At 69.5% G+C, this 13,376-nt stretch carries 13 protein-coding genes, 1 tRNA gene and 1 pseudogene; 8 read left to right on the plus strand and 7 right to left on the minus strand.

Annotated elements, in window-relative coordinates; translation table 11 throughout:
• Positions 1 to 40 precede the first annotated feature (40 nt).
• From EAS64_RS20915 to EAS64_RS20925, 3 genes are all read right to left on the minus strand, one after another.
• Entirely contained in the window at positions 41 to 1,039 is a 999-nt protein-coding gene (locus EAS64_RS20915; RefSeq protein WP_145855224.1) for a phosphotransferase, read from the minus strand.
• A 677-nt stretch (positions 1,040 to 1,716) separates the two neighbouring features.
• Positions 1,717 to 2,643, minus strand: a complete 927-nt coding sequence (locus tag EAS64_RS20920; protein WP_222849481.1) for a site-specific integrase — start codon at positions 2,641 to 2,643, stop codon at positions 1,717 to 1,719.
• 272 nt (positions 2,644 to 2,915) lie between these two features.
• Positions 2,916 to 2,991: transfer RNA gene (locus tag EAS64_RS20925), tRNA-Ala, on the minus strand.
• A gap of 121 nt (positions 2,992 to 3,112) precedes the next feature.
• Here EAS64_RS20925 and EAS64_RS20930 point away from each other — a divergent pair.
• Both EAS64_RS20930 and EAS64_RS20935 read left to right on the plus strand, forming a co-directional pair.
• On the plus strand, positions 3,113 to 4,264 hold the full coding sequence (locus EAS64_RS20930) for a DmpA family aminopeptidase (RefSeq protein ID WP_222849482.1): 1,152 nt from the start codon (positions 3,113 to 3,115) through the stop codon (positions 4,262 to 4,264).
• A gap of 131 nt (positions 4,265 to 4,395) precedes the next feature.
• A complete protein-coding gene (locus tag EAS64_RS20935; RefSeq protein WP_187366072.1) occupies positions 4,396 to 5,253 on the plus strand; it encodes an SGNH/GDSL hydrolase family protein in 858 nt (285 codons plus the stop codon).
• A 29-nt stretch (positions 5,254 to 5,282) separates the two neighbouring features.
• On the opposite strand, the gene EAS64_RS20940 is transcribed toward EAS64_RS20935, so the two are convergent.
• Positions 5,283 to 5,963, minus strand: coding sequence for a DUF4232 domain-containing protein (locus tag EAS64_RS20940; protein WP_222849483.1), 681 nt, complete (start codon positions 5,961 to 5,963; stop codon positions 5,283 to 5,285).
• 147 nt (positions 5,964 to 6,110) lie between these two features.
• Between EAS64_RS20940 and EAS64_RS20945 the strand changes: the two genes are divergently transcribed.
• Both EAS64_RS20945 and EAS64_RS20950 read left to right on the plus strand, forming a co-directional pair.
• Positions 6,111 to 7,010 carry an alpha/beta fold hydrolase gene (locus EAS64_RS20945; RefSeq protein WP_145855231.1) on the plus strand — a complete coding sequence of 300 codons (900 nt, stop codon included), beginning with the start codon at positions 6,111 to 6,113 and terminating at the stop codon, positions 7,008 to 7,010.
• Between the two features lie 20 nt (positions 7,011 to 7,030).
• Positions 7,031 to 7,579 (plus strand): GNAT family N-acetyltransferase, encoded by a 549-nt coding sequence (locus EAS64_RS20950; protein WP_145855233.1) that lies wholly within the window; start codon positions 7,031 to 7,033, stop codon positions 7,577 to 7,579.
• On the opposite strand, the gene EAS64_RS20955 is transcribed toward EAS64_RS20950, so the two are convergent.
• Positions 7,563 to 8,912 (minus strand): FAD-dependent oxidoreductase, encoded by a 1,350-nt coding sequence (locus tag EAS64_RS20955; protein WP_145855235.1) that lies wholly within the window; start codon positions 8,910 to 8,912, stop codon positions 7,563 to 7,565. The two genes, EAS64_RS20950 and EAS64_RS20955, sit on opposite strands and share 17 nt — an antisense overlap.
• Before the next feature lie 78 nt (positions 8,913 to 8,990).
• On the opposite strand from EAS64_RS20955, the pseudogene EAS64_RS47545 reads away from it, so the two are divergent.
• Together EAS64_RS47545 and EAS64_RS44895 are read left to right on the plus strand one after the other, a co-directional pair.
• Positions 8,991 to 9,149 (plus strand): annotated as a pseudogene (locus EAS64_RS47545) (helix-turn-helix domain-containing protein); the annotation flags it as partial.
• Between the two features lie 47 nt (positions 9,150 to 9,196).
• Positions 9,197 to 9,640, plus strand: a complete 444-nt coding sequence (locus EAS64_RS44895; protein ID WP_246115794.1) for an IclR family transcriptional regulator domain-containing protein — start codon at positions 9,197 to 9,199, stop codon at positions 9,638 to 9,640.
• Here the strand turns inward: EAS64_RS44895 and EAS64_RS20965 are convergent.
• Positions 9,611 to 10,513 carry an NAD-dependent protein deacetylase gene (locus EAS64_RS20965; protein WP_246115795.1) on the minus strand — a complete coding sequence of 301 codons (903 nt, stop codon included), beginning with the start codon at positions 10,511 to 10,513 and terminating at the stop codon, positions 9,611 to 9,613. The two genes, EAS64_RS44895 and EAS64_RS20965, sit on opposite strands and share 30 nt — an antisense overlap.
• 112 nt (positions 10,514 to 10,625) lie before the next feature.
• Here EAS64_RS20965 and EAS64_RS20970 point away from each other — a divergent pair, with 112 nt between their 5' ends.
• Complete coding sequence (locus EAS64_RS20970) at positions 10,626 to 11,447, plus strand: NRDE family protein (RefSeq protein WP_145855237.1); 822 nt, start codon at positions 10,626 to 10,628, stop codon at positions 11,445 to 11,447.
• Positions 11,448 to 11,477: 30 nt separating this feature from the next.
• On the plus strand, positions 11,478 to 12,887 hold the full coding sequence (locus EAS64_RS20975; RefSeq protein WP_145855239.1) for a S53 family peptidase: 1,410 nt from the start codon (positions 11,478 to 11,480) through the stop codon (positions 12,885 to 12,887).
• Positions 12,888 to 12,891: 4 nt separating this feature from the next.
• Here EAS64_RS20975 and EAS64_RS20980 read toward each other — a convergent pair whose 3' ends face one another.
• Positions 12,892 to 13,353, minus strand: a complete 462-nt coding sequence (locus EAS64_RS20980) for an NUDIX hydrolase (protein WP_145855241.1) — start codon at positions 13,351 to 13,353, stop codon at positions 12,892 to 12,894.
• Positions 13,354 to 13,376 lie beyond the last annotated feature (23 nt).

Below are 13,376 nucleotides of genomic sequence, written 5' to 3' on the forward strand. Positions count from 1 at the left end.
GAACAACGGGCCTATGGCGCTGTCGACCAGCAATTATCGATCAGTCCGTCCGAGCGCGGCCGCCTGAATACGACGACAGTTCGCCCCGGCGCGACCACCAGGCCTCAGCAGCGGTCATTGCGCTCTCGGCCTCGCGGATGCCGTCCCCCACGAGTCCTGCGGTGGCAGCCCAGTGCAAGGGGATAAGGGCCAGAGCCCCGGGGAGCCAACGGTGCTCGTCGCGAGTCAGCGGTTCCGGAGCCGTGCCTTCGTAGGCGTCGAGCAGTCGTCGCGGCTCGAGCAGTCCGCCGCTCTGCGCGACGTGGTTCAGGCTGCCCGCGATGTCGTACAGCCGCTCCCTGACCCTCGCGAAATCCAGGTCGAAGGTGGCCCATGAGCCGTCTGGCAGTTCTCCCGCGTTGCCCAGTTTGTAGTCCCCGTGAATCGGAACGCATGGCAGTTCGACCTCCTTCCCGAGCTTGGAGAGCTCGCCAGTCAGCTGGCGCATCCGACGCACGACCGGCTCGCTGCCGGGTCCGAGCCTGCGGCGTGTGAAGCCGACCGAGTAACGCAGTTGCCCGAGTGTTCTGTGGTCGTCGAGGGGTTCGGGCGGACTGGGCTCCCAGACTGCTTTGAGCGCAGTGTGAACACGTCCGAGCTCCTCGAACAGGCGGAGGGAGGAGTCCTTGCCGGCCGGTGGCTGGACGTGATCGATGAACTCCTCAAGCTCAGCCCAACGATCAGCGACCCTCAGCAGGTCGCCGCCGGAAATCCGAATCGGCCGGGCGACGCGGACTTGCGTCCGCCCGAGCCGCTCCCGCAGGCGCCGCAGTCCCGCTACCCGTCCGCGGCGGACCCAGGGCCTGTGAACCCGGAGGACAAGCGGCGGCTCAGCGTCTATCCGCACGTTGAGGTTGAACTCACCGCCGATGTCTGCCCATCCGGCCCCTCGCGCGACGCGGGCGATCAAGGCCGAGATGGCCGGGTCATCTGGGCTGGCTCTGGGTCCGAACCAGCGCGGCAAGGGAGGGGGAGAGGTCGAAGCTTCGATTCCGGTCATGGCAATGGCCCACCAGCGCACACGGGGAAGGGCCGGCCGGCGAGCATGGCGCAATCTTGCCACGGCTGTGTCTGACGCACCCCGACCGAAAGCGCACTAGCCCGGGCCGTCCTGAGGTCGTTGGCGCTTCACATCAGCTTGCTTCGATTCGGCGATCGGCGCGCCTGGGCCGATCAGTGACAAAGCTTGCGGTATCGCATCATGCCCGAATGGTTCGTGTCCGAGAGGAACACGAACTCGCGCGCCTGTGACCTGCACATATGCGTGACCATCTGACCATGGAGATGGATAATCGCAGGTCAGAGCCATGGATTTGTGTCCGAGGGGGGACTTGAACTCCCCTCTCCCACTTCGCAGGAGGCGCGCTCGGGAGTGAAGCTCCCGGACGCTACAAGTGCATAACTCAGTCTGCCCGGCGTGGCTCATTCTGATCGCTCAGGCTGGTGCGCAGTCCGCGAAGGAACACTCCCAGCAACGCCCATGCGTGGTTTGACCGCGGAGCGGCACGCCATCTGGTCTCATGACGGCAACCTCGATGGCGCCCGATAGGCGCCCAAGTCAGCCAGTCGTTGAGCATCCTGCCTGGTCAGCACACGGTTGTTTTGTTCACTGAAAAGCGGAAGGTCGGCGCTCACAACCTTATGATCAGACGCAGTCCCGACCGAAAAGTTTGAGGACTAGCCAAATAGTTGATCCATTACCTCGGCGCCCTTGACCAGCACCGGCCGGAGCTCCCTCCGGTATACGACTTCTGTTGTCCGTGAACTCGAGTGACCAACCAGTCGTGCGATCTCCTCCACCGGCACGCCCGAGGCCGACAGGAGGCTGACGAAGCTTGTGCGCAGCTCGCGGGGCGCCCAGCCATCTTCAAGGCCTGCAGCCGCGCAGATGGACTTGAAGGACCGCCTGACATTCGCCGCGTCCAAAGGCGTGCCGAGCGCGGTGGCGAAGACAAGACCTTCCTCCCTCCAGAGTTCACCGGCGGCCAGCCTGTCCTCGTCTTGCCGAATGCGGTGCTCGCGCAGTGCCTCGACGACCGCCTGAGGCAGTCCAAGCGTCCGGCGAGACTTGGCAGTCTTCGTGTCGCCGCCGAGGCGCACCGACCGCCACACCGCGATGCTTCCCGCGTCCAGGTCGACGTGATCCCAGCGAAGCGCTCTGGCCTCCTCAGTCCGGACGCCGGTCAGCAAGCACAGGACGACATAGGCGCCCAGTCTGGATGTCCGGGCTGCCCGCAGGACGGCGGCTGCCTGGTCCGCAGTCAGGGCCTTGCTCGGCCTTCCCGACTGACCTTTCGGGGTGTCCACCAAAGCCGCGGCGTTATGCATAACGTGACGGTTAGCCTCGGCATGGCGGATGGCCCGGGTCAATGCATTGTGTGCGAGCGTCACTGTGCGGCTGGAATAATCCTGCCCGAGATACGCCAGGGCGCGGCGTACGTCGTGCGCTGTCAGCTTCCGCAGTTCGACGTCCCCGATGATGGCAGTGACCAGCTTCAGGACGCCACGGTTGAGCCCGACGGTCTTCGCTGATCGGCCGTCAAGGCCCTCGGTAAGCCAGTCGTCCGCGGCCCGCCGGACCGTGTAGGCGCGCTCGGGTTGCACGCCGGAGTCCCGTTCGGCCTGGAGTTGCTTGAGCTTCTCGACGACCTCGGCCCGCGTGCGGCCGGAGACCTTGTGCCGCCGCCACGTCTTCCCATCGGGGCCGTATCCGAGGGAAACCGCGCCGTACCAGCGGCCCTAGGCCTCGTCCTTGTAAATGGATCCTTCGTTGCGCCCGCGACGCCGGGCACCGGAGCCGTGACCACCCATGCATCAAGGGTAAACAGTCGCTTGCTCCCGGATGGTCATGATCGGGTACCAGCAGGCCTCTGACCTGGTGGAGCTAAGGGGATTCGAACCCCTGACCTTCTGCATGCCATGCAGACGCGCTACCAGCTGCGCCATAGCCCCGCACGCTCACAAGACGTCCCGTTGAGGACCGCCCCGCGAGGTGGAACGTCGTTAGCATACAGGGTCCCTGGGCATGTGTCGTACTCGATCGTCACCAAGCAAGGGGCCTACCCTGAGACGAGTGAGCAACCAGGGACCCGAAGCAGCCGGCCGCGACCCGCACCTGAACACTCCGACGGGCAAGCCGCGCGCCCGTTCCGTCGGCCTGAAGCACCGTGGCATCCCCGGACCGCACAACGCGATCACCGACGTGCCTGGCGTCGAGGTCGGCTACCAGACCCTCATCGAGGGCGAGAACGTCAGGACCGGGGTCACCGCCATCCACCCGCGCGGCAAGGCCAACCCGGGCGACCCGGTGGCGGCCGGCTACTTCAGCCTGAACGGCAACGGCGAGCTCACCGGCGTCTCCTGGATCGAAGAGTCGGGCACCTGCCAGGGGCCGGTAACGATAACGAATACGCACGCGGTCGGCATCGCGCACGCCGGCGTCGTCGCCTGGATGAATCAGGACCATCCGGAACTTACCGACGTCTGGCTGCTCCCGATGGCGGGAGAGACGTGGGACGGCTACCTCAACGACATCAACGGCCATCATGTCAACGAGGAACACGTCATCCAGGCCTTGCGAGGCGCGACCAGCGATCAGCCCGACGAGGGCAGCGTCGGCGGCGGCACCGGCATGAACTGCTACCAGTTCAAGGGAGGCAACGGCACCGCGTCCCGCCGGGTCGGCTACGCGGACACCATCTATACCGTGGGCGTCTTCCTGCAGGCCAACTTCGGCCGCCGCGACGAGCTCACGCTCACCGGCGTTTACCTCGGCGAAGAGCTCAAGGGTGACAATCCGATGAGCGAAACAAGAGCGAGCCCGCCGCCGGGGGGCGGCTCGGTGATCGCGGTCGTCGCCACGGACGCGCCGCTGTTTCCGCACCAGTGCAAGGCTCTCGCCCGCCGGGTTTCCCTCGGCCTGGCCAGGACCGGGACTAGCAGTTCGCACTTTTCCGGCGACATCTTCCTCGCGATATCCACCGCCAATCCGGGCGCGTTTACCGACAGCGACCTTGCTCGACTGCGGCCGGGCGGGTATAACCAGCTCACCTTCATTCCGTGGGGCAACCTCGACCCGTTCTACGAGGCCGTCGTTCAGGCCACGGAAGAGGCCGTGGCCAACGCGCTCATCGCCAACGAGGACATGACCGGCCGCGACGGCCATCGCACGCCCGCCCTGCCGCGGCGCCGGCTCGCCGAGATCTTGGCCGCGGCCAGGCGCTGAGAAATTGAAGGAGCTGACGGTCAACGTTCAGCCACCCAGGGACACCCGTTGTTCGCTATGTGTCGATATACTCGTTCGTTACCGTTAACCGTGCGTCCATGTCGCACGCGGGCGCAGGGGGAGCGAGTTCGATGGCACCTTCATCTCCGGTGTCTCGTCCCGGCTGGGTCAACGCGATGAACGCCCTGACCGGATCGGGCGGTGCGACGCGGAAGTCGCCTGTCGAGATCTTCGCGACCGCGGCGTCGGTCGTCACCCACAGCCCCTACGGGCACGCGACAGGCATCAAGCACGGCAAGCTCGGCCGCTGGACCGATGGCGTGGAGGCGCTGCGCGTGCAGCGCGTCGAGTTCGCCGCCTCCTGGGCGGCGCACAACGATCGCGTGCTCCGCGATCGCGAACGCGCGCTCAGCAGGGGTGACCAGCCCGAGCCGCTGTGGGTCGCCCTCGGCGACTCCACCGCGCAGGGTCTCGGCGCGCCGGACCCGAACGCCGGCTACGTCGGCCAGACGCTCCGCCAACTGCGCCACACCACCGGCCAGCACTGGCGGGTGCTGAACCTGTCCGTCTCCGGTGCGCTTATCCGCGACGTGCTCGCCGACCAGCTGCCGCAACTCCAGGCCTATGACTTCAAGCCGGACCTCGTCACCTGCGGTGCGGGTGTGAACGACATCCTCTTCAGCCCGGGCAAGCTGTTCGGCGACCTGCGCACGCTGCTCGCGGAGGTCCCGGACAACACCGTCATGCTCGACCTGCCACTGCTGTCCGGCTTCTGGTGGATCGTCGGTCACATGAGCGTGCCGTACATCAGCCGCGTCAACCGTGTCATCCGCGAGGTCGCGACCGAGCGCAGCCTCCGCGTCGCCGAGGTCAGCAAGCACTTCACCGCCCCGTGGGTCGGCAAGTTCTCCGTCGACAACTTCCACCCCAGCCAGGACGGCTACCGCGACTGGGCCCGCGCCCTCACCGCCGCCCTCCCTGCGACGTAACCAGCCAGAAGGCCAGCGCCAGTGCCAGGTCAGCCGGAAGTGCCCGACTTCATCACGCCGATCGACAGCAGGTTCACCGATGTCGACTTGCACCCGGTCGAGGAGTACGCCACGTACACCGGCGTCGTCTGGTTCGGCGGATAGATCTGCAGGTAGGTCGTCGGCGTGGGCGAGCACTTTGACTTCGGGTAGTTCAACGCCTGGGTGATCCGAAGCAGCGTGCTAGCCGTCTGCCCCGGTTGCAGCGTCACCAGGGTGGCCGCGGCCGCGGTCGAGCGCGTCGCCGCCGCGCCCACCTGCGTCACCGGCGTCCCCCCGGCGAGCGCGACCCCCGGGTAGCCGAACAGCGTGCACTCCGCGTTGGAGATGTTCGTGAACTCGAGGACCTGATACAGCGACCCTGCGGCGCCCTGGGAGGCCCCGGCCTTGATCGACAGGTCTCGCGTAGCGCAGCCAGGAGTGCCAGAGCCGGTGCCTGCCCCACCACCACCGCCAGTATCGCTAGCCGACGCGCCGCCCGGCGACGTCGCCGACGAAGGCGCCGACGGCGACGCGACCGCGTGCGGCGTCTGCGACGCCGCAGCCGTCGCCGGCGAAGAAGGCGCGGCGGACGACGCCGTGGACCCGGCGGTCGTCGCGGGAGTCGGAGACGATCCCGTTGACGCCGTGCAGCCCACGGCGGCCGCCACTGCGGCAACAGCGGTCACCATGCCTGCCCCCCGAAGCAGCAGTGAACCGGAACCCGTCATCGCCAACCACCCCTCATCGGTGCTCCGCCACACACTATGACGACGCTGTCCGGTTGGCAGGGGTTGGGACACGATTATCCCAGTCTGTAAGGGGGGATGTAGCTTCCCATGACGGTCCCCCTGCCTGACCTGTTCAAGAGAGTAACTCTGACCCCAGGCGGAGTCAGGATTAACGCCCTGGCGGGCGGCAACGAACGGGGCACACCGGTCCTCCTGCTGCACGGCTACCCGCAGACCCACGTCATGTGGCATCACGTGGCCCCCGACCTGGCCAGGGACCACATGGTCGTGCTCACCGACCTGCGCGGCTACGGCGACAGCGGCAAGCCGTCCGGCGGCCCGACTCACGACGGTTACGCCAAGCGCACCATGGCGTATGACCAGGTCCTGGCGATGCGCGCGCTCGGCTTTGAGCGGTTCGCCGTGGCCGGGCACGACAGGGGCGCGCGCGTCGCGCACCGGATGGCCCTGGACTACCCGCAGTGCGTGACCAGGATCGCGGTCCTCGACATCGTCCCCACCAGGCACGCGCTGCGCACCGCCGACAAAGACTTCGGCCAGGCGTACTGGCACTGGTTCTTCCTCGCCCAGCCCGAACCGCTCCCCGAGCACCTGATCGGTGCCGACCCGGTCGGCTGGGTGCGCGGCCGGATGAGCTCGCTGCGCCGCGGCGGCCTACCCTTCGACGCCCAGGCGGTCAGCGAGTACGTGCGCTGCTTCAGGGAGCCGGCTGCCATCCACGCCTCGTGCGAGGACTACCGCGCCGCCGTCGGCGCCGACCTCGACGACGACGACGCGGCCGCCGCCCGCGGCCAGCGGGTCACCGCACCACTGCTCGCCCTGTGGGGCGAGCACGGCTTCGTCGGCCGCCACTACGGCGACGTCACGGAAATCTGGCGCGAATACGCCAACGACGTGCGCGGCCATTCCCTGCCCTGCGGCCACTACCTCGCGGAAGAAGCCCCGCTTGAAACCACCGCGGCCCTCCGCGATTTCCTCAAGGGATGAATTCGCGTTAGCCTGCCGTGATGCCCGACCTGCGCACGGACCGCCTCACCCTCCGCTCGTGGCGTGAATCCGACATCAAGCCGTGGGCGGAGATGAACGCCGATCCCGAGGTCAGGCAATACCTGGGGGACGTGCTGACTCGTGAGCAGAGCGCGGCCTCGGCAGCACATTTCCAGGCCCAGCTCGACGAACGGGGCTTTGGGTTCTGGGCCGTCGAAGTGCGCGGCACCGGCGAGTTCATCGGCTTCACCGGCCTGGACCAGGTGGACGAGGGCCTGCCTTTTACCGGGATTGAGATCGGCTGGCGGCTGGCCCGCTCGGCGTGGGGAAACGGTTACGCCACGGAGGCCGCCCTGGCCGGCCTCGCCTTCGGTTTCCAGGCCCTCGCGCTACCCGAAATCCTGGCGGTGACGACCGTCGGCAACCTTCGCTCCCAGGCGGTCATGCGCCGCATCGGCATGACCCGCGACCCCGCCGATGACTTCGACGACCCCACCGAGCCGGACGGCCTGCTACGCAGGAACGTGCTGTACCGGATCCGCCCGCAGGCACTCATGTCAAAAGAATGATCATCCCGAACGGTTGCGTGCCTCGCCCCCTCCCAACTATGACCCTCCGGGCATGGCAACCAAAAGCCGCGCTTCGCACGCCGAAGCCGCTAGCTAATCGCCCCTGCTGCGGCGCGTACAGCCAGTCGCTGGCCGCGTAGTCGTCGGGCGCCCGCCTCGCCTGCGGTGCGGACTCCCAGACCTGCCGCGCCCGCGCTACCCTGATCGCCCGCGCGGCCCGCCGCGCCTGGTACCCGGCGAGCGCGTCCTGCACCCCGCGCGGTCCAGGGCAGTCGCGCAGCACGTCGGCGAGCGCGGCGGCGTCCTCGATCGCCTGGCAGGCACCCTGGGCGAGGTAGCCGGGCATGGGGTGCACCGCGTCACCGAGCAGCGCGATCCGCCCGTTCGTCCACGAAGCGAGCGGCGCCCTGTCGATCATCCGCAGGCAGCGCTTGCGGCGCAGCGAGCGCACCGCGGCGCGCACCGGCGCCGCGGCCAAGGAGAACGCCTCCGCGAGTTCGTCAGGCCCGCCCCACTCCTGACCGCTCCCGGTGTCCGCCCGCCCCTGGCCGGTGCCGCCCGGGGAAGCGGCGCCGGCCAGGGGACCGAGGGGGGAGGGTTGGACCAGGGGATACTGATGGCTGCGAAAGACGGCGACCTGCTCGTAAGCCTCGCCGATCCGGATTGGGTACCTGGTGAAGTGCGCGTCTGGCCCCATCCAGGCGACGACCTCGTCGCGCGCCTCATCCGGGGCGAGCGCGTCAGCGGACACCGCGCCCCGGTAAGCGGCCCAGCCCTCGCCGGACGGCGCGCCGCGGCCGACAAGACCGCGCGCCACCGAGCGCGCGCCGTCCGCCGCGAGGACCACATCGCCCGCGTAAACCCGCCCGCCGGCGCAGGAGACGACCGCGCCGCCCATCACGGACGAGGCCTGGCGGGACTGGTCCACCGCGATGGCCGCACGCCCCGGCCGCAGTTCGACGTCCGCGTCGGTGCAGCCGTCCGCGAGCACCGACAGCAGGTCGGCGCGGCCGATCACCACGTACGGCGTCCCGTAGCGAGCAGTTAATGGGGCGCCCAGGTCAAGCTCGGCGAGTTCGGCGCCGCTGCCCAGCTCGCGCAGGAGTGCGCGGCGGGGCCGCGAGCCGAGGTCGAGCACGTGATCGAGGAGCCCGAGCAGGGACAGCACGGCGGTCGCGTTCGGTGCGAGGCGCAGCGCGGGACCCGGCTGTGCGAACCGGGCGGCACGCTCGAGCACCTGAACCCGGTGGCCGCCCTGAGCGAGCGCGAGCGCGGCGGTGAGCCCGCCGATTCCGCCTCCGATGACGATGATCTCCACCGCGTTCACCCCCATCGTCGCAACTGGGAACGGCTCCGCCGGTCACAGCAATGTGTCGGATGAATTCACAGTGTATTCGCCTAAAATTCTGTTGTGAAGAACAAGCCGCCATACGCGATCGAGTCGGTTGACAATGCGTTGCGCATTCTGCAACTGCTGCGCGATTCCGGCCGGGCGCGTGTCTCGGATGTGGCGGGAGAGCTCGGCATCGCACGGTCGACGGCGCACCGGCTGCTCGCCATGCTCGTCTACCGCGACTTCGCCATCCAGGCGGAGGACCGCTCCTACCACTGCACACCGTGGAGTCCGCCCAGATCCTGCGGGTCGGCGACCGTCAGGGCACGGTGCTGCCCGCGTGGAAGACCTCCGGCGGCAAGGCGCTGCTCGCCGAGTTGCCAGCCGCCCAGCTCACCGCACTGCTCGGCGGCGGAGGAGGCCGGCCGCCCGAGGGGATGACCGCCGCCGAGCGCCGCGCCCTCGTCGGCGAGCTCCGCCTGGTCCGCGACCGCGGCTACGCGGAGAACATCGAAGAGTCGGAGTCCGGCGTCTGCGCCGTCGGCGTGTGCGTCAGGGACCAGGCGGGCGAGCCGGTGGCAGCCCTGTCAGTCTCCGCCCCGTCCGTCCGCTACACGCAGGATCGCGCTCGCCTGTTCGTCCGCGAACTGCTCACCACCATCGTCCGCGCCCAGGCCGACATCGCCGCCGACGCCGCCTCAAACGCTGGCATCGGCTCCGCCCGCTAACGCCAGCTCTCGCGCCAGCTCCGTCAGCGCGGCGCCGAGCGGCGCGTCAATGGTCGCGGTCGCCAGCGCGTCCCCGCGGGTCGCGCCCTGGTTCACGATTACCACCGGGATCGCGAGCGCAGCGGCGTGGCGCACGTACCGGAACCCCGACATGACCGTCAATGACGAGCCGAGCACGACGAGCGCCGATGACGCCGACACCAGCGAGAAGCACGCGTCGACCCGCGCCCGCGGCACGTTCTCACCGAAGAAGACCACGTCGGGCTTGAGCACCCCGCCGCAGGACTGGCAGTCAGCCACGGTGAACCCGGCGGTTTCCTCGAACGCGACATCGCCATCGGGATTGACAGCGGGCTCGGCGCGCATCTCGGCCGCCGTCCATGCCGGGTTGGCCGCCCGCAGCCGGTCGTCAAGCGCTTCGCGCGACGTCCGCTCCCAGCACGACAGGCACACCACGCGGTGCAGCGAGCCGTGCAGCTCCGTGACGGTCTCAGCACCTGCCGCCTGGTGCAACCCGTCCACGTTCTGCGTGATGATCCCGGCGACGAGGCCCGCGCGCTCGAGCGCCGCCACCGCGCGGTGCCCGGCGTTCGGCGCCGCGCCCGTCACGTGCCGCCAGCCCAGGTGCGAGCGCGCCCAGTACCGCTGCCGCGCCGAAGCGGAGCCGGTGAACTCCTGATAGGTCATCGGCTGCCCTGTCCGCCGCGCCTGGCCGCTCGGCCCCCGGTAGTCGGGAATCCCGGACTCCGTCGACAGTCCCGCGCCGCTCATCACGGCGACGTTGCCCTCGCGAAGCAGCCGGGCGAGCACACCGAACGGTTGCGCCTTACTCCCCAGGCCCCCCGCCTCCGCCACCAGTTCAGCTTGCGTCACCCCTCCATGCTGCCATGGGAGACGCGCTGTTGAATCCCGCCGCCGCACCGCCTGGCGGGTAAAGCCGCACCGGCCCGCGCCGTCGCCGCCAGGCAGGGTTCATGATGGACGGGTGTGCACCGTTGTCGTCAGCCTTGAGCCGGGGGAGCGGATGCCGCTTCGCCTGCTCGGCGTCCGTGACGAACTGACCGACCGCCCGTGGCGCCCGCCGGCCAGGCACTGGCCCGGCTTGCCGCTGATCGGCGGGATCGACGACCAGGCGGGCGGCACCTGGCTCGCCGTCCACCCCGGCATACCGCGAGTGGCCTGCCTGCTCAACGCCCGCGGCCAGTTCGCCGACCCGGCAGGAAGGCGCAGCAGGGGAGAGCTGCCGCTGCGCGCGGCGACCGACGGGCCAGGCGTCCTCCGCGACCTCGCGGGCGATCCGGCCGCACTCGCCGCCTATGACCCGTTCATCCTGATCTGCGCCACGACGGACGCGGTGACCGTGCTGACCTGGCCGGGCGCGGAGCACGCGGCGGCCGGCCGCGCCGCGGCAGCCGCACCGCGCGCCGTCAGGGAACTCGCTCCGGGCACGCACCTGTTCACCAACGCAGGCCATGCTTACCCGGCCGGCCCAGGCGACCCCGCGGCCGAGCCGAAGGCCGTCCACTTCGCCGAGAAGTTCGCCGCCGCCCGTCCCTCCGCCGACCCGGCGCTCCCTGTGGCGGCTGCCTGGGGCGACTGGCTCACCCTGGCGGCGGGCGACGGCCTCGATCCCGCCGACCCCGCCGCCATCGTCGTCGGCAAGAACCTGCCCGACGGCCGGGTCTACGGCAGCACCTCGATGACCCTGATCGGCCTCGGCGACGGCGCCGTCCGCTACGACTTCCAGCCCCGCCCGGGCGGTGGGGATTCGGTCGCGGATGGTTGGTATTCGGTGGCTATGGCATAGCGTCCCGGTGTGTACGGCTATGGTGCTTCCATGCACAAGGCCAGGACCGCAGCCCTCACCGCCGTGATCGCCGCAGCCGCCGCAGCAGCCACGATGGCGGTCCCCGCCACGCTGACCAGCGCCGCGGCGTCCGCCTCGGCCGCCGGCAGCGCCGCGTCCGCCGCCGTCAACGTGACTGTGCGCCCCGCCGCGATCAGGCTTCCAGGCGCGCCGCGGCAGGCGCCGCCCACCACGGCCCAGTGCAAGAAGCTCGACGGCATCGCCTGCTTCAACCCGAACCAGCTCCGTGCCGCGTATCACCTGCCCGCGCTGTACGCGCAGGGCGTGACGGGCAAAGGCCAGACGATCATGATCGTCGACTCCTTCGGCTCGCCGACGATCAAGGCGGACCTGGCCGCGTTCGACAAGCAGTTCGGCTACCCGGCCCCGCCGAACTTCACGGTCATCGCCCCGGTCGGCAAGATCACCAAGTTCGACCCCTCGTGGGCCGGGGAGACCACGCTCGACGTGGAGTACGCGCACGCGCTCGCCCCTGGCGCGAACATCCTGCTCGTCGAGACCCCGGTCTCCGAGACCGAGGGCGTCACCGGCTTCCCGCAGATCGTCGCCGCCGAGAAGTACGCGATGGCGCACTACAAGGTCAGCGTGATCAGCCAGTCGTTCGGCGCCACCGAGCAGACCTTCCCGAATACCAAGCTTCCTGCCGCGCTGCGCGCCGCCTACACCGACGCGGCAAGCCGCAAGGTCACCGTGCTCGCCGCATCCGGCGACGGCGGCGCCACCGACTACAAGTCCGACCAGGTGAGCTACTACACCAGCCGGGTCACCTCATGGCCGGACAGCGACCCGCTGGTGACCGCGATCGGCGGCACGCAGCTCAAGCAGACAGCCGCCGGCTACAAGTCGGTGGCCTGGAACGACACCTATGACCAGGCCTGGCAGCTGTACGCGAGCGGCTCGGTCGACCCGAACCCGGTGGCGAGCGGCGGCGGCAAGTCCGCCTTCTTCGCCCGCCCGGCGTTCCAGAACAGCGTGAAGGCCGTCGCCGGCACTCGCCGCGGCGTGCCCGACATCTCGATGAGCGCCGCCTGTGACGGCGCGGTCGACACCTACAGCAGCTATGGCGGCGCGGCCGGCTGGACGCTTACCTGCGGCACGAGCGAGGCGACTCCCGAGTTCGCCGCGATCGTGGCACTCGCGGACCAGGTCGCCGGGCACCGGCTCGGCAACATCAACGCGGCCCTGTACAAGCTCTCCGCGCGGCACGTCCCCGGCATCGTGGACGTGACCTCCGGCAACAACACCGTGTCCTTCTTTCAGGGCACAAGCGTCAACCCGGTCAAGGTCAAGGGCTACGCGGCGACGAAGGGCTACGACCTGGTGACCGGCGTCGGCACGGTCAGCGCCCCCGCCTTCGTCCACGAACTAGCCGGCAAGTAACCGGCTATAGCCGGCGCAGCAGGTCCGGCAGGCCGCGCGGGTAGACGTCCTCCGTGGTGGCGTCGAGTTCTTCGAGGGTCCACCAGCGGTGGTCGGCGATCCCGTCGCTGACGTGCATCGCGGCGACCGCGCCGAGCGGCCGTTCCTCCTCGGGCACCCGGCCGACGAAGTAGTGGTCGTGCTGCAGGCACAGCGTCGGGGTGCCGCGCAGGTTGGCCCATTGCACGTTGGACTCGGCGTGCACCTCCCGCGGCGGTACGGGCACGTCCGCCCAGCCGGTCTCCTCGAGCAGTTCGCGGCGCGCCGCGGTGTGCGAGTCCTCGCCGTCCTCGGCGCCCCCGCCCGGCGTGGACCAGTGCCGTCCCTTGGGCGGCATGTCGTCGTAGAAGAACAGCAGCACCCGGCCAGCCGGGTCGATCGCGATCACGCGCCCCGCCAGGCGCTCGGGATACTCGGGTTCGGCCACCCGACCATTGAACCTTAGGGCGG

It is taken from the genome of Trebonia kvetii (genome assembly GCF_007827045.1).
In the GTDB taxonomy this organism is placed as follows: Bacteria; Actinomycetota; Actinomycetes; order Streptosporangiales; family Streptosporangiaceae; genus Trebonia; species Trebonia kvetii.